Source organism: Streptococcus sanguinis, assembly GCF_050225395.1.
GTDB lineage: Bacteria > Bacillota > Bacilli > Lactobacillales > Streptococcaceae > Streptococcus.
In genome coordinates this window covers 1455422-1474683 of record NZ_CP071431.1, presented here as the reverse complement: position 1 = coordinate 1474683, position 19262 = coordinate 1455422, and the positions used below count along the sequence as shown (strand labels likewise).

Here is a 19262-nt window from a genome sequence, read left to right as displayed (position 1 = left end):
CAATGTAGAAATCAGCTGGATTAACTTGCGAAATGTTTAGAAATCTGTTAGAATGAAATATAACTAAATAGCAATCCGCAAGACCAGTAACCTAGGGGAAGTTTAACAGGGAGGGGAGCCAGCGACTGAAAGCTCTCTAGATGAAAGCTAGGCGAATTCACTTGCTCTAGGATTGATAAGTAAGGTCTGGCTTGCCAGATAAAAAACGGATGGTACCGCGTGTCAACGCTCCGCTTATGGAGATTGGCGCGCTTTTTATTTTGGAGGGAAAATGACGAAAACGATTGAAGAACAACTAAAAAGCCTGCGTGAAGAGACTCTAGCTTCTCTCAAGCAGCTCAAGGCTGAGAATCAAAAGGAACTGCAGGACTTGCGTGTAGCTGTCTTGGGTAAGAAAGGTTCGCTGACTGAAGTCCTGAAAGGGATGAAGGATATTTCAGCTGAAATGCGGCCGATTATCGGGAAGCACGTCAATGAAGCGCGTGATATTCTGACAGCAGCCTTTGAAAAGACTGCTCAAGAGATGGAAGAGCAATTAGTAGCTCTGAAACTAGCTGAGGAATCCTTGGATGTGACCCTGCCAGGCCGTCAAATTCCAGTAGGAAACCGTCATATTCTTAGTCAGACTAGTGAGGAAATCGAAGATATTTTCATCGGGATGGGCTATCAGGTCGTGGACGGCTTTGAAGTGGAGAAGGATTATTACAACTTTGAGCGGATGAATCTGCCTAAGGATCATCCAGCACGGGATATGCAGGATACTTTCTACATTACAGAGGAGATTCTGCTCAGAACTCACACCAGTCCGGTACAGGCGCGAGCTATGGATGCTCATGACTTTTCTAAAGGGCCACTCAAGATGATCTCACCAGGACGTGTCTTCCGTCGGGATACTGATGATGCGACTCACTCCCATCAGTTTCATCAAATTGAAGGTTTGGTGGTTGGAGAAAATATTTCCATGGCCAACCTGCAAGGAACGCTGCAGCTGATTGTACAGAAGATGTTCGGCGAAGATCGCAGTATCCGTCTGCGTCCGTCTTACTTCCCGTTCACTGAACCATCTGTTGAAGTGGATGTTTCCTGCTTCAAGTGTTGCGGTGCCGGCTGTAATGTCTGTAAGAAGACAGGCTGGATTGAGATTATGGGAGCTGGTATGGTGCATCCGCGCGTGCTGGAAATGAGCGGCATTGATGCGGAGAAATATTCTGGATTTGCCTTTGGTCTTGGTCAAGAACGGGTAGCTATGCTTCGCTACGGTATCAACGATATTCGTGGCTTCTACCAAGGAGATATTCGTTTTTCTCAGCAGTTTATTTAGAAACCTGTATTCATAGATGCAGCTTTTCTGAGAAAGGAGTGCAGTATGCTAGTCAGAGTCAAAAAAGAAGAAGCGAGTCTCTTACGAGAGTTGGAGGTCGCGACTTATCAAGAAACCTTTGGTCCATTTATCAAGGAAGCTGATATGGCTCATTATTTTGATAATGAGCTGTCGCTTGCGACCATCGAAAAGGAACTGACAGACTCTGAGTCAGAGACTTATTTTGTTGTCAAAGACGGTGAAATTGCTGGTTTTCTCAAGTTTAACTGGGGACATGCTCAAACGGAGCAAGAACTGCCACAAGCCTTTGAGGTTCAGCGAATCTATGTTTTGAAAGCTTATCATGGTCAAGGTTTGGGCAAGGAAATGTTTGAATTTGCCTTAGAAGAAGCTGAGAAACGAGGCTTTGACTGGGTCTGGCTGGGCGTTTGGGAAAAGAATTTTAGAGCTCAAGATTTTTACTTCAAATACGGCTTTGGAAAATTCAGCCAGCACGACTATATCACTGGTGAGACAGTAGACACAGACTGGCTGCTGCGCAAGAAATTGAAATAAACAAGAAAATTTAAAGAGAGGAAATGATACGACCTAAAAGCTTTAAATTTAGATGATTTGTTTCTGAAATCAGGATTTCAGACAGGTCCCTAACATTTGGTAGGTCAAGTTCCTCAGCGATAGAATAGAGAAAGGAATTGAACCCGGGCTAAAAACTCGGAAAAAAGATAGATTTGCGAGCATTCATCGAATGCTTGGGTAATCTCCTATTTTTCAGTTGTTTTTGACACCCTTGGTATCTTAAATATGCTAGTAAGTTATAAGTGGTTAAAAGAGTTAGTAGACATTGATGTGGCGAGCGCTGAGCTGGCTGAGAAAATGTCAACGACAGGAATTGAAGTGGAAGGTGTGACATCACCAGCTGCTGGCCTGTCTAAAATTGTTGTTGGTGAGGTGGTATCGTGTGAGGATGTTCCTGATACCCATCTGCATGTCTGTCAAGTCAATGTCGGAGAAGAGGAGAACCGTCAGATTGTCTGTGGTGCTCCAAATATTGGCGCAGGCATCAAGGTTATGGTGGCTTTGCCAGGTGCTCGCATTGCTGACAATTATAAGATTAAAAAAGGAAAAATCCGTGGCTTGGAGTCACTGGGTATGATCTGCTCTCTGGGTGAGCTGGGTATTTCAGATTCTGTTGTGCCAAAGGAATTTGCGGATGGAATTCAAATCCTGCCTGAAGAAGCAGTGCCAGGTGAGGAAGTCTTCTCTTATCTGGACTTGGACGATGAGATTATCGAGCTTTCCATCACACCAAACCGGGCAGATGCTCTGTCTATGCGTGGTGTGGCTCATGAAGTGGCTGCCATCTATGACAAGTCAGTACATTTCAAAGATTTTCCGCTGGTGGAAAATGAAAAGCAGGCAGCTGAAAGTCTTTCAGTAGCCCTTGAGACAGAGAAAGCCCCTTACTACGCAGCTCGTATCTTGGAAAATGTCACCATTGCCCCAAGTCCTCAGTGGCTACAAAATCTCCTCATGAACGAAGGAATCCGTCCGATTAACAATGTAGTGGACGTGACCAACTACATCCTGCTCTACTTTGGTCAGCCTATGCATGCCTTTGATTTGGATACGTTTGAGGGTGACCAGATTGTCGTGCGGGAAGCGCGTGCTGGTGAAAAACTGGTGACGCTGGACGGCGAAGAGCGCGAGCTGGAAGTCAGCGATTTAGTTATCACTGTGGCAGATAAGCCAGTGGCTTTGGCTGGTGTCATGGGCGGAGCAGCGACTGAAATCTCTGGCCAGTCCACTCGTGTTGTTCTAGAAGCAGCTGTTTTTGATGGAAAATCAATCCGTAAGACCAGCGGTCGCCTTAACCTGCGCTCAGAATCATCCTCCCGCTTTGAAAAAGGCATCAATGTAGCAACTGTCAATGAAGCTTTGGATGCCGCAGCAAGTATGATTGCGGATTTGGCAGGAGCGACTGTTCAGGCTGGTATCGCATCAGCTGGTAGCTTAGACACTAGCGATGTAGAAGTAGTGTCTAGTCTCGCGGATGTCAACCGTGTGCTGGGAACAGATTTACTTTATACAGATATCGTGGATGTCTTCCGCAGACTTGGCTTTGGCCTGTCAGGAAGTGCTGAACAGTTCACTGTCAGCGTGCCTCGCCGTCGCTGGGATATTTCAATCGAAGCAGACCTCTATGAAGAAATTGCCCGTATTTACGGCTATGACAAATTGCCAGCTAGTCTGCCAAAAGATGACGGGACTGCTGGTGAATTGACTGCAACGCAGCAACTGCGCCGTCAAGTACGGACCTTAGCAGAGGGAGCTGGACTGACAGAAATCATCACCTACGCTTTGACGACTCCAGAAAAGGCGATTGAGTTCACTCTCAATCCTAGCAACTTGACTGAGCTCATGTGGCCGATGACAGTGGAGCGCTCTGTTCTTCGTCAGAACATGGTTTCCGGTATTTTGGACTCCCTAGCCTACAATGTGGCTCGTAAGAATAAGAACCTAGCCCTCTATGAGATTGGTAAAGTCTTTGAGCAGACTGGCAATCCTAAGGAAGACCTGCCAAACGAAATCAATAGCTTTGCCTTTGCTTTGACAGGTCTGGTTAATGAAAAAGACTTCCAGACCAAGCCAGTAGCAGTTGATTTCTTCTATGCTAAGGGTGTAGTGGAAGCACTCTTTGCTAAGTTGGGCTTGAAAGCTGAATACGCAGCTAGCAACCAGATTAAGAGCCTGCATCCTGGGCGTACTGCCTTAATCTCTATCAATGGCCAGCCTGTCGGCTTTGTCGGTCAAGTCCATCCTGCGACAGCCAAGGCTTACGATATTCCTGAAACTTATGTGGCTGAGCTCAACCTGTCTGCTATCGAAGAGCAGCTCCAGCCAGAACAGCCATTTACAGAAATCACTAAATTCCCAGCTGTCAGCCGTGATGTGGCGCTTTTGCTCAAGGCTGAAATCACTCACCAAGAGGTCCTTGATGCAATCCTAGCAGCTGGTGTTAAGCGCTTGACAGATATTAAGCTCTTTGATATCTTCTCTGGTGACAAGCTAGGTGTCGGCCTCAAATCCATGGCCTACAGCCTGACTTTCCAAAATACAGAATCTAGCCTGACTGACGAAGAAGTGGCTAAATATATGGAAAAAATCGAAAAATCTCTGATCGAAAAACTCGGTGCAGAGGTGCGTTAATGAACTATTCCCCAGTCATGTGATTGGGGATTTTGATTCATACTCTTCGAAATCTTATTCCAATCATAGTTGATTTGCTTTCTATCTTGGCAAACTTATTACTAGGATGCGAGCAATGATGTAGACGAAACGAGAAGAATTCGAAATTGAAAATCAGTAGGGAAAGTAATCATGGAAAATTCAAACCAAATATCCCAATGTCAGACTCTTTGGGCTAGAAATAAGTATCTGGTTCTCAGTCATTCCAGTAAGATCTATCTGGAAATCCGCCAATATCTAAAAAGCGACTCGGTGGAAGCAGCACGTGTTCAAGGCTTGATTGATCAGGCGATAGCCCTGCCTGAAAATCGTGGTCAGGTCAGCAATGCCTTTCAGCATATATGGGGCTATTTTAAGAAAAAAGCGAGTACGACTGAAAAAGAAGATTTTATGCATCTTTTGCTTCGTTACCAATCAGGTCAGGCTGAGCAGAAAGACTTGGTAGGAGCTGTAAGGGATCTGCTAGTCAAGTATCCCAATCCTTATCTGCAGAATTCCACTTTGTTATTTGGTGATGAAGAATGAGGAACTGAAATCAAGGGGAAAGAATAAGCTTGCTCGTCTAGAAGCTTTGAGGGGTGTAGATGATAAGAATAATTTGTTAGGCTCATAAACAATATTATTTTGACTGGTTTCGATAAAGGCTCCACCTCGAGCAAAACGTGTCTTTAAGGTATGATTGGAGAAAAAATGTTTTTTACTTATCAGGGAAATAAATTATACTATAAAGTGATTGGTCAAGGAAAGCCAGTCTTGGCAATTCATGGTTTGGGCTGTTCATCTGAATTGATGGAAGGATGTTTGGAACCTATTTTTGAGAAACATGCTGACTATAAAAGGATTTATTTAGATTTGCCTGGCATGGGTAGGTCTGATGCCAATCCTGCTTTTGCAAGCGCGGATGCGATTTTAGAGATGATCTTAAACTTTATAGAGACTGTAATCAGCGGACACTCCTTTCTCTTAGCTGGAGAGTCTTATGGTGGCTATCTTGCTAGAGGAATTTTGGCTAAGAAAAGGTCGGAGATTGATGGTTTGCTGCTTATTTGTCCAGTAGTTGTACCCAATCCGCAAGAAAGAATTCTGCCAAAAGACAGCCTGCTAATTAGAGAGGTAGGTTTTGATACAGCAGGCAAAAGCGAAGATTTCGTTGATTTAGCGATTTTACAGACTAAAGAAACTTATCGACGGTTTGCAAAAGAAATCCTAGTAGGGCTTCAGATGATGAATGCTCCCTTTGTCCAAAAGCTGCAAGAAAACTATGCTTTTTCGTTTGAAGTGGATCAAGAGATACAGGAAAAGAGCTATGACAAGCCCAGCCTTTTTATAGCAGGAAAGCAGGACCAAGTCGTGGGCTTCCAGCAGTTAGCCCAGCTGTCTCACTATTTTCCAAGGACAACTCATGCTGTAATGGATCTTGCTGGCCACAATGCACAGATAGATCAAGAGGCTCTCTTTACGGCCTTGGTTGAAAATTGGCTCAAGAGAATTGAACTTTCCTGATACTCCAAGATTTAATATGTTGAACAGATGCAGATGAAACTGGAGTTCATCTAAGAGATCTAATACAGTCCACAATTGATTTTAAAAGCATAGAAAAAAGCGGTCACACCGCTTTTTTTGCTTATTATCCCCAGAATTTCTGGGCGATTTCTTGGCCTTGTTTGATTTTGGCCCATTGTTGTTCAATGGTGAGTTCATTTCCAGAGTCACAAGAGGCGAAGCCGCATTGGTGGGAGAGCAGGAGACGCTCTTTTGGTAGAACGGTTGCTGCTTTCTCGAGCAGGTCTAGGACACGCTTTTCATCATCCAAGCCTGTCGTCTTACTAGAGAGCAGTCCTAAAACGACTTCGGCATCCTTGTCTTTCAAAGCTGCTAGGGCTGATACATCACCAGCTACATCGCTGTCCCATTCTAGAAAGTAGCGATCATAGTGTTGGTCGCGCAGGAATTTTTCCGCGATAGCTTCGTAGGTGCCCTCGGCAGCAGAGCGGCTTTCGTAGTTACCACGGCAGTTGTGGGTCCAGACAGTCAGTCCTAGCTCATGGGCATAGTCTACAACTTCGTTATTAATAGCGACAAACTCGTCTGCCAGGTCAGCCAGACTAGCATTGCCCTCCGCAAAGAAGCTAGCAGGATTGGACTCGTCAAAAAGCTCCCAGAGGCAGTCGTCAAACTGGATAATCTGTCCGCCAGCAGCCTTATAGTCGTCCAAAAATTCCTTATAGGCCTGTATCAAGCCTTTTTTCAAATCTTCATTGGTCTCGTAAACTTGTCCTGGTCCAGCCAAGCGGTCAAAGACTGCTAACTCAGTATAAGCATGGGCAGGTCCCCAGACAGTCAGCTTGGTATCCTCACCATCTGCCTCTTCCTTGACTAGCTTATAAATCTCAATAAAGTGATGATTTTTTCCAGAGAGTGGTGCTGTGATGCGGATACCAATATCCTTGCGGGTCTCGTATTGCCCGCCGTCATGGTCTTTGAAGGTATAGCCGTGGTCAGCAATGTAGCGCTCGATTCCCTTAAGTCCCCAGACAAAGTCCAGATGCCACATAGACTTGGAGTATTCTCCATCCGTCAGGATGTCAATACCCTTAGCCTTTTGCTCAGCGATAATCTCCTTGATGTCAGCTGTCTCCGTCTCATGGTAGCCTGGGAAGCTGTCGTAGAAGGGGTATTGAATGTCGTCGCGGTGCTCAATTTCTGTTTTATACTGGCGGAGATTTTCTGGGCGCAGAAGAGATCCAACCAGTTGAAATTTTGATTTTGTCATAAGATTTCTCACTTTCATTAGGGATTACGGTCTATTGTATCGAAAATTTCTCGGCAAATAAAATAGTTAATTATACTGGTAGAGTATAGCCGAAAACTATTGCTAGCGCTTCCTGAAATTTGTCTTTCAAGATCAAAGAATCTTCTCTATCACTGTTTCCTGAGGCTGAAGCCCTAATCGCTCATAGAAACGCAGGGCTCCGACATTGTCGTTCCAAACATTGAGAGTCAGATTATAGCAGTCGATTTTCCGAGCATAGTCTTCTGCAAAGCGATAAAGCTGCTCGCCGACCTTTTGCCTTCTGGCTTTCTCATCCACACATAAGTCCTCAATAAAAAGTGTTTTGATGGGATTGAGTATAGGACTGACAGGTTCCTTGATGGAGCAAAAGAGGTGACCGAGGATTCCTCCAGCTTCATTTTCAAAGACAAAAATAGGGGTGGATTCTTGACCCAGAATCTTCTCTAATTCTTCATTGCTAAACTTGCTGCCCTTGGCCTTGAAAATGTCCGGACGAGCCTGATGGTGGACAAGCAAGATTTGCTGAAGGAGTTCTTGGAGTTCAGGAATATCGCTGACTTGGGCTTTTCTGATTGGCATGATCTTCTCCTTTTATCTTTTTAAGAATCATTATACGACAGGGAACTATTTTGTCAAGAGAGTTCGAAAAGACTAAGAGAACAAGTAGCGTCTGAATTGCAAATGTCAATCAGAGTGACTCATTTCCTTTAGATGTATTTTCCTTTTAATAAAAACTGCTTTTTCTTGACAAATGAAACAGACAAGTGTAGAATATAAGTATAAACTACAAATGTAGAAAAAGGAGAAAGTGATATGACTATTACAAAAAAAGCCTTTATCGGAATTCTATCTCTGACAGCAGCAGTCCTATTGGCTGCTTGCTCAGGCAATACCAACCAAGGAGGGAATACTAGTTCATCACAGAATACGCAAGACCAGACATCACAATCTGCGCAAAATCAGACTTCGCAGTCATCAGCTGCATCTTCCTCTAATCAGCCTTCGTCATCATCAAATGCAGGGCAGGCTACTAATCTAGACGGGCGCTATCAAGCAACCGACCATGATGGTGACCAGCACGTCCTAGAAATCAATGGTACGACTGGTACTTGGACTGAGACCGAGGTTGATGGCAGTAAGGAAATCAAGCAGGTACAAGTAGATGCCTCTAACCAAAGACTGATAGTTGGTGATGATGCTAAAAGCTATCGCCAAAATGGCAATCAGCTGATTGTGGACGAATTGGATGATGATCCAGACACTCTGACCTTTACCAAGCAGTAAAGCGCTTCTCATTCTGCTCAGGACAACAGGAGGAGCAGTGAGGGAATCAAACTAGGAAACTCTGAGAAAGGAGTTTCCTTTTTTATAAGATTTTTATCTTAAATGATGTCAAAAATTTGACTTATGGGGTTCCCTAAGTTGTATAATAGTTACTATAAAGATATCAAAGGAGAAGAAACGATGAAATCAGCAGTTTATACAAAAGCAGGCCAAGTTGGGCTCGCTGACATTGAGCGTCCGCAAATCATTGAGGCAGATGATGCCATTATTCGGATTGTTCGGACCTGTGTCTGTGGCTCTGACCTATGGCGCTACCGCAGTCCAGATATTGAAGCAGGCCATCAAAATAGCGGGCATGAAGCGATTGGAATTGTCGAAGAAATCGGAGATGCAGTAACGACTGTTAAACCTGGTGACTTCGTTATCGCACCTTTCACTCATGGATGCGGGCAATGTGATGCCTGCCGAGCAGGATTTGATGGCACCTGTGATTCTCATATTGGGAATAACTGGTCAAATGGGGTGCAGGCAGAATATATGCGCTTCGAATTTGCTAACTGGGCTCTAATCAAAATTCCGGGCCAGCCCTCTGATTATACAGAAGGTATGCTCAAATCACTCTTGACACTGGCAGATGTCATGCCGACAGGTTACCATGCCGCGCGTGTGGCAGACGTCAAGCCTGGTGATAAGGTGGTCGTGATTGGTGACGGAGCTGTTGGACAATGCGCTGTTATTGCTGCTAAAATGCGTGGTGCTTCCCAAATCGTTCTCATGAGTCGTCACGAAGATCGACAAAAAATGGCCTTGGAATCCGGTGCAACAGCCGTTGTTGCAGAACGTGGTGAAGAAGGAATTGCCAAGGTCCGTGAAATCCTTGGTGGCGGTGCAGATGCAGCTCTGGAATGTGTTGGAACAGAAGCTGCTGTTGATCAAGCTCTAGGAGTCCTTCACAACGGCGGCCGCTTGGGCTTTGTCGGTGTGCCTCACTATAATAATCGAGCGCTCGGTTCTACCTTTGCTCAAAACATTTCAGTGGCAGGTGGAGCAGCCTCTGTGACGACTTATGACAAGCAAATCTTGCTCAAGGCAGTTCTTGACGGTGATATTAATCCAGGTTGCGTCTTTACTTCAAGCTACAAACTGGAAGATATTGATCAAGCTTATAAAGACATGGATGAACGCAAGACCATTAAGTCCTTGATTGTCTTTGATTAGGTAAAGAAGAAAACAGCCTTGCTGCGGTCTCTTTAAGATGGCAGTAGGCTGTTTTTGCATGGCTTGATAGGTATTTTTAGGAAAGGAAATTCATTCTTTATGTTCTCTACACCAAGCTATCCATCTTGACCATTCGGCAGCCAGGTGGAGCTGGTGTTCTTTGATAAGGCTGTCTGGACAAAGGCTGGGGAATTCAACACAGAATCGGGCTTCTAGGCCTTTTTCTGTATCGCGAAACTGATGGCGAATTCCACCGATATTGCAGCCATTCGCTAGACTGGCGGCACCGACAGTTTGGAAGGGATAAGACGCATCACGAGGCTCCTCTATCTCAGCTTCACCACCAAGATTAAGAAAAAACTGTGTTGGCAGCGGGCTGTTTCCTGCTGTCTCAATGACTTCAAGTATGCCGCCGTGCGGCTGCAAGGCATAATGATCCGGACAGGCACCAAGATTGACTCGTTTATGAACATTTGTCTTTTCTAACATCAACTTTTCTAGCCATTTACTGAAAGAAGCGGCAGTCAGTCCACTTGCAAAAATCGTTACAACAGCTCTTTTTCGTGGTTTCTTGGACCATTTGGCTGCCCATTTCATCAAATATTGACTCCATTTGAGTTTGGTTCCGATTTGCTGGATTAGCTCCTCGTATGTCAGCTTCATTTTTGCTTCCAGTAGGGCTTGGTCTAAAATCTCCGTGTTGTCAGTATTAGGCAGCTGTAGATTAAGTATCTTAGCTGCTTTATGGATTCTTTGCTTTCTCCATTGTTCAATTCTTTCTTGACTAACTTCCTTTTGATTGATCATAATCTTCATCTTTTAATCCTCTTGTTCTTGTCTTCTACTTATATTTATTATATAGTGGGAGCTGGATAGCATACAAGCATCAATTTTAGAGAGACTGTTGCATTTTGAGGTGAATGGCATGTATGAGAAAAAAATAAGAAAGACAGAAAAGCGGATAGAGACTAGCTTGCTGCAGTTGATGAAAGAGCAGACTTTTGAGACAATCAGTATTCGTCAGCTGATTGATTTGGTAGAGGTGAATCGCAGTACCTTTTATCGGCATTATTTGGACAAATATGATCTGCTGGAGAAGATAGAAGACCGCTTGCTAGATGATTTGCAGGCCTATTATCAAGAGGCTCTAGATTCTGCCTGCTTGTTCAAGTTAGAAAAGGATTTTAAAGTGGAAGACTATATTCATGAGAAACAAAATCTTTTTCATTTTTTTGAGCCTCACTTGGAAGACTTGGCCATTCTTTTTGGTCCAAATGGCAGTCCAACTAGTTCGCGGCGGTTGCAGGAAGCTCTGAGGGAGATTTTCTGGCAGAGTATTTCCTTGGGGAATCCACATTTAGAGGAGATAGAAGCGGATTTGCTCCTGAATCATCAAGCTGCGTCCTTTATGGGAACCCTGACTTACTGGCTGGCTCATCCTCGCTATAAGGCTCAGCAAATGAGTGATTTTCATGCTAGGGTGACCTCTGTCGGTCTGGCAGGTTTTGTCAGAGAGCATATGCAGGGGGATTGACAGGATAGTTTTTCCAGCTTGCTTCTTTATGGTATAATAGTCTCGAATATCTCAAAGGAGGACAGCTTTGTTTTTAGCTTTTAAAGAGATTGTCTATAGCCGTGGGCGTTATCGTTTAGTGGTTGCTGTGGTCTTTCTCATTACCTATATGGTTTTCTTTTTATCTAGTCTTTCCGTCGGTTTGGCTAGGCTCAATCGCTTGGCTTTGGACCAATGGCAGGCTGAGTCGATCGTTTTGTCGGAGTACGCAAATAAGAATCTAATAGCTTCGACTCTCAAGGAAGAGGAATACAGCCGCCTGCTTCAAGGGGACTCAATCGCTGCTTTGGGACAAACGTCAGCAGTGGCCAATTATGAAGATGGGACTGATAAACTCAATGCTCAGGTTTTTGGTCTCTCTTGGGATAGTTTTCTAGCGCCTGACATTATTGAGGGACGCCCTGCCGAAACTGCTTATGAAGTTATTGCGGATAAGCGTCTCCAGCAAAAAGGTGTGAAACTAGGCGACCAGCTTCAGCTTAATGGAAGTGAGCACCTCTATCAGGTTGTTGGTTTCACAGAGGATAATAGCTTCTTTACGCAACCTGTAATTTTTATGGATATAGATGATTTCAGGGAATTAAAGTACGGCTCTAGTCAGGTTAAGAATATCAGCGCACTTGTGGTCAAGGATGGTCAGAAGATTGAAGAAGCTGGACTTAGTCAGCTCTCTATGAGTGATTTTATAGAAAATATCCCTGGTTATCAGCCTCAGGTACTGACTTTTTCCTTTATGATTGGGGCCATGGTTCTGATTACATTTTTGGTATTGGGAATTTTCATGTACATCATTACCATCCAAAAGACACATCTTTATGGTATTATGCGCGCCCAAGGAATTGCCAGTGGGAAGATTATTGCTTCTATTTTTTGGCAGATTTTCATCCTGTCCACTCTGGGAATCAGCTTAGCTGTCTTGGCTCTCTTGGGAACCCAGCTAGTCTTGCCGGCTTCTATGCCTTTTTACAGTGACTGGCGAGCTTATGCTGGATTGATTGTCCTGATTATTTTCATGTCACTGGCTGGCGGACTCTTGTCCATTCACCGGGTTCTGAAAATTGACCCTATCACAGCGATTGGAGGTGAATAAATGTCAATCATAGAACTAAAAGGGGTTACAAAAGAATATGGTCAAGGGCATACGCTGGTTCAAGCCCTGAAACCAACTGATTTCCGATTGGAAGCGGGGCAGTTTGTAGCTATTATTGGGCCGTCAGGTTCGGGTAAAACAACCCTTCTGACCTTGCTGGGGCATTTACAAACTCCCTCAAAAGGACAGATTCTCCTGCATGGGAAAGATACTTCCCAGCTCAAGGAAAAGGAACGGGCTGCCCTGCGTTTCAATGATTTCGGCTTCATTTTGCAAGCCTCCAATCTCATACCTTTTTTGAAAATCGAAGACCAGTTTCAGCTGATTGACCGCTTATCTAAAAAGGAAAGAACGGATCTAGACAGTCTGATTGATTTGCTGGATCTTAAAGGAACACTCAAGCAGTATCCGAAAGAATTGTCTGGCGGAGAACGGCAGAGAGCTGCTATCGCTAGAGCGCTTTACAATAGCCCAGATATTATCTTGGCTGATGAGCCGACAGCTAGTCTGGATACAGAGCGGGCTAAGCGGGTGGTTCATCTGCTCAAAGAGGTGACCCAGAAATTCCATAAGAGCGTGGTCATGATTACTCATGATACCCGCCTGCTGGACGAAGTTGACAAGGTCTATGAGATGCAAGACGGAGTGCTGACTCAAGTTCGATAAAGCTTTAGAAGTGTTTTGCAAACAAACAGAGAAAAAACAAGGAGAGGACTATGATTCATTATAAAACAAATCCGCAGCTAGATTTTGCGGCAGTGCTAGACCTCTATGCTTCGGTTGGTTGGAGCAATTACACCAATCGTCCTCAGCAGTTAGAGCAGGCATACCATCAGTCTTTGTTTGTGATGGCGGCCTATGACGAAGACAGGTTGGCTGGTTTGATCCGAGTGGTCGGAGATGGGCTTACCATTGTCTTTATTCAGGATTTGCTGGTGTATCCACACTACCAGCGTCAGGGAATTGGCCGAAGCCTTCTTCAGCAGACGTTGGAAAGATTTAAGGTCGTTTACCAAATCCAGCTGGCAACGGAGCAGTCAGATAAAAATCTAGCGTTTTATCAAGAGCTCGGCTTTCGCCGACAGGAAGATTTTGACTGTACCGGTATGATTTATGCACCTGATAAAAAGTAAAATTATAGAGAGAGTGGGACAGAAATCGGTAATTCGTTAGAATTCGATTTCGTCGTCCCACCTCCGCACAGTTGAGTAGGACTGTAAAAGCTGATGAAATCAGCGTAGTAGAGCCCACTCAACCACTGCGTCTTGCTCGACAATCCAAAGACAATTGAGAGGCTAGGACTTTTGTCCCACCCTCTTTTGTCATGTTTACAAGAGGAAGTGATATGGACCGATGAAAATATTTCTTGGTCTCTTTTGTTTTTCCTTGACAGTTAAATTGTCAGAATTTATAATAAAAGAAGAAAGGCGATAACAGTGTTATCGAATTGAAACCATGAAAAAAGAAACAGATGAGTTAAACGAAAAAATCTTGGAAAGCGCAAGGAGTGAGTTCTTAGCTTATGGCTATCAAGATGCTTCACTGCGGAGAATTTGTCACGCTGCTGGCTTGACAACTGGGGCACTTTATAAGCGCTATGAGGGTAAGGACAGTCTCTTTACTGCTTTGCTTGAGCCTACTCTGACAGCTTTAGAACAGTATGGACAAGAGCAGAAGCGACGTGACTATGCTTTCCTAGAAGAGGGACACCTATCTGATATGTGGGCCCATCGCTTGGAGGATCTCCAGTCCCTGATGCGGATTCTCTATGAACATAAGGATATTATGCAGCTCTTGCTCTTTAAATCTCAAGGTTCTTCGCAAGCGGACTTCAGGATGTGTCTGCCTCATTTGGCAGCAGACGAGACTTATCGCTATTTGGAGCTGGCTTACAAAGAGGGGAAGATTAATCATCTGGTCAAACACGAGTTTCTGCGATCGTGCATGACAGCTTATTACACAGCTGTATTTGAGCCCTTGGCTCAAGACTGGCCCAAAGAGCAGGCGCTGGAATTTTGCCATTCCATCATGGACTTGTTTGACTGGGGAGGTTTGCTAGGTTTTTGATAGAAAGAAGGAAATTCTATGAAGAAAAAATCTGTCCTTACTTGGATCTGGGACTTTGTTTCCCTTCATAAGATATATTTTGTGCTCAGTCTGATCTTTGCCTTTGCCTCTGTGATTTCAGGATTTCTGCCTTATTTCTTTATTGGTGGAATGATTAATCAGCTCTTGGCTGGCAATAAAAACTGGGATTTCTACCTGCAGCAATCAGCATGGGTGGGTCTGGCCTGGATTGGCTACTGGGGATTCCACGGTATTTCTACCATGCTGTCGCATACGGCTACTTTTAAGATTTTAGCGGAAATGCGGCGCCGCCTGACAAACAAGCTAGCTAGGCTGCCTCTAGGTACAGTGCTTAGTCAGTCATCAGGCAGTTATAAAAACATCATTGTCGAGCGGGTGGATGCGACCGAAACGACCTTGGCTCACCTGATTCCAGAGTTTACCGCTGGGATTTTTGGTCCGATTATTGTCCTCATTGCCATGCTAGTCATCGATTGGCGGATGACCTTGCTGTCTCTCCTGACTATTCCTATTGTGGTATTGGCCTATATTCGGATGGCTGTCAATAGCGAAGCAGACTATCAAAATACTCTGCTCAAGACCAAAAAGCTCAATGATACAGCGGTGGAATACATCAATGGGATTGAAGTCATCAAGGTTTTTGGCAAGGAAAAATTTTCTTATGATAAGTTTGTGACGGCTGCTAGAGAAGGAGCAGACTGCTTTATTGAGTGGATGCGCAAGTTCAATCTGGAGATGGGGATTGTGACTGCTTTTCTGCCATCAGGCTTGCTCTTTCTACTACCGGCTGGCTGTTATTTCTATCTGCAAGGTAGCTTGACTGCCGGCAATTTCATTCTAATGATTATTCTGTCGCTCAGTCTTCTGACTCCTCTGATTTTAGTAGCTAGCTACATGGACGATTTACGGAAAATCGGGACTATTTTTGGTCAAGTCATTGATATTTTGGAAAAGCCTGATTTGAAAAGGCCTCAGGAGCTGAGAGAACTTCCAAAAGGAAGGGATCTGGTCATGACGGATGTCAGCTTTGGCTATACAGATGAAGAGGAAGTACTGCACGACATTTCGCTAGATATTAAGGCTGGCAGCATCAATGCTTTAGTCGGCCCATCAGGCTCGGGCAAGTCTACAATTGCCAAGCTTTTAGCTTCTTTCTGGGATGTCAGTTCTGGTCAGATTACCTATGGTGGCTTGGACATTCGCCAGCTTCCGCTAGACTATTATAGTCGGCAGATTGCTTACGTGACCCAGGGTAACTATCTCTTTGATGAGACTATTATGGAAAATATCCGGATGGGAAATCCAGCAGCTTCTGATGAAGAGGTCATCGAAATTGCCCGTCGCTGTGGCTGTTATGACTTTATCATGAACTTAGAAAACGGCTTTGAGACGCAGGTCGGATCTGGCGGCGGGCATCTATCTGGTGGTGAGCGCCAGCGGATTGCCATCGCCCGTGCCATGCTTAAGGATGCGCCGATTCTTATCTTGGATGAAGCGACTGCTTATACAGATCCGGAAAATGAAGCGCGGATTCAGTCCAGTCTAGCTCGTCTGATTGAGGGACGGACCTTGATTGTCATTGCCCACAGGCTGTCTACGATTGTGAGTGCAGACCAGATAGTTCTGGTCAATAATGGTCGGATTGAAGGTAGAGGCCGACATGAAGAATTGCTGGCAGCCAGTTCGCTTTATGCTTCCATGTGGCAAGCCCATATAGCTACTAGGGATAGTGGTGAAATGGAAGGAGGGCTGACTCATGCTTAATATACTGAAGAAATTCTTTGATTTCTGTACGGCAGAGGACCGTAGGAAATTTTATCAATCTATTTATCTGGGCGTCATCAAGTCCTTTATCATTGCTCTGCGTATTCCAGCAATCGGCCTAGTCGTTATGGGGCTGATTGAAAAGAATCTTTCTATGCAGACCTTCTGGCTGGCTCTGGGTATCATGTTGGTATCCACTGTGCTAAACGTCTGGATTACCCTGAAAATTACCATGCTTCAGACGGAAGCAGGCTATCATACCTGTGCTCAGAAGCGGATTGAAATTGCCGAGCACATGCGCTATCTACCCATGGGTTATTTTAATCAAAATAGCTTAGGCAAGATTACCAGTGTTACGACTAATACGCTGGAAGGGTTGTCTGATGTAGCTACCAGAGTGGTTATGATGACTGTGCAGGGCTTTCTGACGACTGGTCTCATCACCGTTTTAGTCTTTCTCTATGACTGGCGGGTTGGTCTGGTTCTCTTGGTGGGTCTCGTTCTCTTTCTCCTGCCCAATACCCTCATGCGTTGGCAAGTTGGCAAGGTTTCTGATGACAAGTATCAGGCGGATATGAACCTGGTAGCCGTTGTTTTGGAGTATAGCCAAGGGATTGCTGAAGTTAAGAACTACAATCTGGTCAACCGTTCTGCCAAGAAGCTGTCCAAAGCTATTGAAGGCAAGAGTCAGCTAGATACCAAAATGACACTTGTGACCTCACCTTACATTGCCCTCCAGGGCATGGTGACCAAGCTGACCGGTCTCTTTATGGGGCTTTTCTCTATCTACTTTTATCTCAATGGCAGTATGGAGCTGCTGGTAACCATTATGATGATTGTCAGTGGTTTTATGATTTATGAAAATCTAGACGGCGTTGGCTCTTTCTCTTCTCTCCTACGCATTGTTGATTTGTCGGTTGATATGGTCAATCAAGTCTTGGCTATCCAGCCGATGGACATCAGCGGTCAGGATATTGATCCTAAGAGCAGCAGGATTGAGCTGAGAAATGTTAGCTTTTCTTATGGAAATAAGAAAATCATTGACCAGGTTTCCCTCACCATTCCCGAAAAAACAACAACTGCTCTGGTCGGACCATCTGGATCAGGCAAAACAACGCTCTGCAACCTCATCGCCCGCTTCTGGGATGTGGACCAGGGAAGCATCAGTTTGGATGGGCATGATGTCAGGGAGTACAGCTATGACAGCCTGATTCGCAATTTCAGCTTTGTCTTCCAAAACGTTTATCTCTTTGAGGATACCATTGCTAATAACATTCGTTTTGGCAAACCAGAGGCCAGTCAGGAAGAAGTGATAGAGGCTGCTAAAAAAGCTGTTTGTCATGACTTTATCCTTTCGCTGCCTGATGGCTATGACACCAAGATTGGTGAAGGAGGTGCCAGTCTTTCTGGAGGTGAGCGCCAGCGCATTTCCATTGCACGGGCAATTATCAAGGATGCTCCTATTATCATTTTGGATGAAGCAACAGCCAATGTTGACCCAGAAAATGAAGAAGCCCTCATGCAGGCTATTCAGGCTCTGACTCGCGATAAGACCATTATCATGATTGCCCACAGACTTAAGACAGTCAAGCATGCAGACCAGATTTTGGTGCTGGATCAAGGCCGTATTGTCGAGCAAGGCAAACACCAAGACTTACTAGCCAAACAAGGTATCTACAGTAAATTTATCCAAGAAAGAAAAACAGCCGCCAGCTGGCGGATTGAGATGGCGGATTGATAAACTGAAACAGCAGGCCAACGGCTTGCTGTTTTTCATCTGAGAAAAGAATGGTATAATAAAACTATCTTTGTTAATTAAAATAAGAGGGAGTCTCATGTTTAAATCGAAAAAGTGGATTTTTATTCTTTTCATTGTTATTGCCCTTCCGATTCTTATTATAAATCTACCATTTTTGACTAAGCCTCAATATAGTAACGATGGTAAGTTTATTCTTGAGCATCAAGATTCTATCAAAAAAAAGATAATTGAAAACTTGGATTTCGAAAAGAAACGTATAAAGTCTGTGACACTTTTGCCAGGTTCTGCTAGCGGAGAGTATGACAATGGCGGTGACGTGAGTGGGAATTATCATATCTATTTTTCAGCCTACGTCAATGATAATAAAGAACAATCATTAAGAGCGGAATTGTCTTTTCCAGATGCTGGCATTGCACCCTTTACTTTTATCCATCCAAACCCTTATAAAGACAAAAGTCAGGATATGAGTATCTGGTATATGGGCGAGATTGAAATATCGGAAGACTCTTCTTGGGATTGGAAGCGAGAGCAGGATGAGGCAAAGGAAGTCTTGTATAATTTTTCGAATGCTCTTGCTGATTCAGGAGAGAATATCGTGTATCGGGTTCAAAAAGAAAGGGCGACTCGTTTCTTTAATGAATGGCTGCAAGTACATCAGGAAAATTTCAAATCAGCGATTCAATCAGAACTGTATAGGGAACTTCCAGAACTCGAACAATCATTGGGAAAGATTCAAAGTATTCGTCTGAGTGAATATCAGTCCTATTTTCCATCTTCTTCTAGAGAACTTAGTTTCGATATATCCTTTGAAAAATATCCTGAAGAAGTTGCAACCATAAAAGGAGTGGTTCGTTCTCAGAGTGAACAATCTATCTTTCAAGATTCTTCAGCGTCTGCATCTATAAGTTTTGACAATGGACGTTTTGTCATTGATTCTGAGAATGATTCAAAGCTATATTCCATTTTTAGTAAGAGTAGACTAGGAAGCAGTGCAGGAGACATATCTTATTACCTCCCAGGGGATCATGGACATAGCATTTTAATTCCGTAAAAATCGAGCAAGCCATTGGCTTGCTGTTTTTCATTTATTGGCAGGAATGGTATAATAGTTGATAGTCATGAAAA

Annotated in this window: 18 protein-coding genes; 15 read left to right on the top strand and 3 right to left on the bottom strand. The window is 44.2% G+C overall.

Translation table 11 applies throughout. The annotated features are described in order from the left end of the window. Positions 1–271 precede the first annotated feature (271 nt). The 5 genes from pheS (at position 272) to J1C81_RS07260 (ending at position 6070) form a co-directional block, all read left to right on the top strand. Positions 272–1321 (top strand): phenylalanine--tRNA ligase subunit alpha, encoded by a 1050-nt coding sequence (gene pheS / locus J1C81_RS07280; RefSeq protein WP_002915462.1) that lies wholly within the window; start codon positions 272–274, stop codon positions 1319–1321. A 45-nt stretch (positions 1322–1366) separates the two neighbouring features. Further along, entirely contained in the window at positions 1367–1876 is a 510-nt protein-coding gene (locus J1C81_RS07275) for a GNAT family N-acetyltransferase (RefSeq protein ID WP_002915461.1), read from the top strand. Between the two features lie 246 nt (positions 1877–2122). Next, positions 2123–4528 carry a phenylalanine--tRNA ligase subunit beta gene (gene pheT / locus J1C81_RS07270; RefSeq protein WP_002915460.1) on the top strand — a complete coding sequence of 802 codons (2406 nt, stop codon included), beginning with the start codon at positions 2123–2125 and terminating at the stop codon, positions 4526–4528. Between the two features lie 171 nt (positions 4529–4699). Next, the gene (locus J1C81_RS07265; RefSeq protein ID WP_002915459.1) at positions 4700–5092 is read left to right on the top strand and encodes a YbgA family protein; all 393 of its coding nucleotides are present in this window, start codon (positions 4700–4702) and stop codon (positions 5090–5092) included. Positions 5093–5242: 150 nt separating this feature from the next. Beyond that, positions 5243–6070 (top strand): alpha/beta fold hydrolase, encoded by an 828-nt coding sequence (locus tag J1C81_RS07260; RefSeq protein WP_002915458.1) that lies wholly within the window; start codon positions 5243–5245, stop codon positions 6068–6070. A 124-nt stretch (positions 6071–6194) separates the two neighbouring features. On the opposite strand, the gene J1C81_RS07255 is transcribed toward J1C81_RS07260, so the two are convergent. After that, positions 6195–7340, bottom strand: a complete 1146-nt coding sequence (locus J1C81_RS07255; RefSeq protein WP_032909739.1) for a cobalamin-independent methionine synthase II family protein — start codon at positions 7338–7340, stop codon at positions 6195–6197. Positions 7341–7472: 132 nt separating this feature from the next. Beyond that, entirely contained in the window at positions 7473–7940 is a 468-nt protein-coding gene (locus J1C81_RS07250) for a GNAT family N-acetyltransferase (protein WP_002915456.1), read from the bottom strand. Positions 7941–8174: 234 nt separating this feature from the next. Between J1C81_RS07250 and J1C81_RS07245 the strand changes: the two genes are divergently transcribed. Both J1C81_RS07245 and J1C81_RS07240 read left to right on the top strand, forming a co-directional pair. Continuing rightward, positions 8175–8645, top strand: coding sequence for an SP_0198 family lipoprotein (locus tag J1C81_RS07245; protein ID WP_002915455.1), 471 nt, complete (start codon positions 8175–8177; stop codon positions 8643–8645). Between the two features lie 180 nt (positions 8646–8825). Next, positions 8826–9863 (top strand): zinc-binding dehydrogenase, encoded by a 1038-nt coding sequence (locus J1C81_RS07240; protein ID WP_032909738.1) that lies wholly within the window; start codon positions 8826–8828, stop codon positions 9861–9863. A 90-nt stretch (positions 9864–9953) separates the two neighbouring features. Here J1C81_RS07240 and J1C81_RS07235 read toward each other — a convergent pair whose 3' ends face one another. Continuing rightward, entirely contained in the window at positions 9954–10679 is a 726-nt protein-coding gene (locus J1C81_RS07235; RefSeq protein WP_002915453.1) for a hypothetical protein, read from the bottom strand. Between the two features lie 109 nt (positions 10680–10788). On the opposite strand from J1C81_RS07235, the gene J1C81_RS07230 reads away from it, so the two are divergent. The 8 genes from J1C81_RS07230 (at position 10789) to J1C81_RS07195 (ending at position 19188) form a co-directional block, all read left to right on the top strand. After that, positions 10789–11397 carry a TetR/AcrR family transcriptional regulator gene (locus tag J1C81_RS07230; protein ID WP_002915452.1) on the top strand — a complete coding sequence of 203 codons (609 nt, stop codon included), beginning with the start codon at positions 10789–10791 and terminating at the stop codon, positions 11395–11397. Positions 11398–11464: 67 nt separating this feature from the next. Beyond that, positions 11465–12526: an ABC transporter permease gene (locus J1C81_RS07225; protein ID WP_002915451.1), complete on the top strand. Its 1062-nt coding sequence runs from the start codon at positions 11465–11467 to the stop codon at positions 12524–12526. Beyond that, complete coding sequence (locus tag J1C81_RS07220; protein ID WP_002915450.1) at positions 12527–13192, top strand: ABC transporter ATP-binding protein; 666 nt, start codon at positions 12527–12529, stop codon at positions 13190–13192. It abuts the gene before it with no gap. Positions 13193–13242: 50 nt separating this feature from the next. Beyond that, complete coding sequence (locus J1C81_RS07215) at positions 13243–13659, top strand: GNAT family N-acetyltransferase (protein ID WP_002915449.1); 417 nt, start codon at positions 13243–13245, stop codon at positions 13657–13659. A gap of 322 nt (positions 13660–13981) precedes the next feature. Next, positions 13982–14593 carry a TetR/AcrR family transcriptional regulator gene (locus tag J1C81_RS07210; RefSeq protein WP_002915448.1) on the top strand — a complete coding sequence of 204 codons (612 nt, stop codon included), beginning with the start codon at positions 13982–13984 and terminating at the stop codon, positions 14591–14593. A gap of 18 nt (positions 14594–14611) precedes the next feature. Further along, positions 14612–16378 (top strand): ABC transporter ATP-binding protein, encoded by a 1767-nt coding sequence (locus tag J1C81_RS07205; RefSeq protein WP_002915447.1) that lies wholly within the window; start codon positions 14612–14614, stop codon positions 16376–16378. Further along, positions 16371–18116 (top strand): ABC transporter ATP-binding protein, encoded by a 1746-nt coding sequence (locus tag J1C81_RS07200; RefSeq protein WP_002915445.1) that lies wholly within the window; start codon positions 16371–16373, stop codon positions 18114–18116. The genes J1C81_RS07205 and J1C81_RS07200 overlap by 8 nt, the downstream gene beginning before the upstream one ends. 97 nt (positions 18117–18213) lie before the next feature. Beyond that, positions 18214–19188 (top strand): hypothetical protein, encoded by a 975-nt coding sequence (locus J1C81_RS07195; protein WP_002915444.1) that lies wholly within the window; start codon positions 18214–18216, stop codon positions 19186–19188. Positions 19189–19262 lie beyond the last annotated feature (74 nt).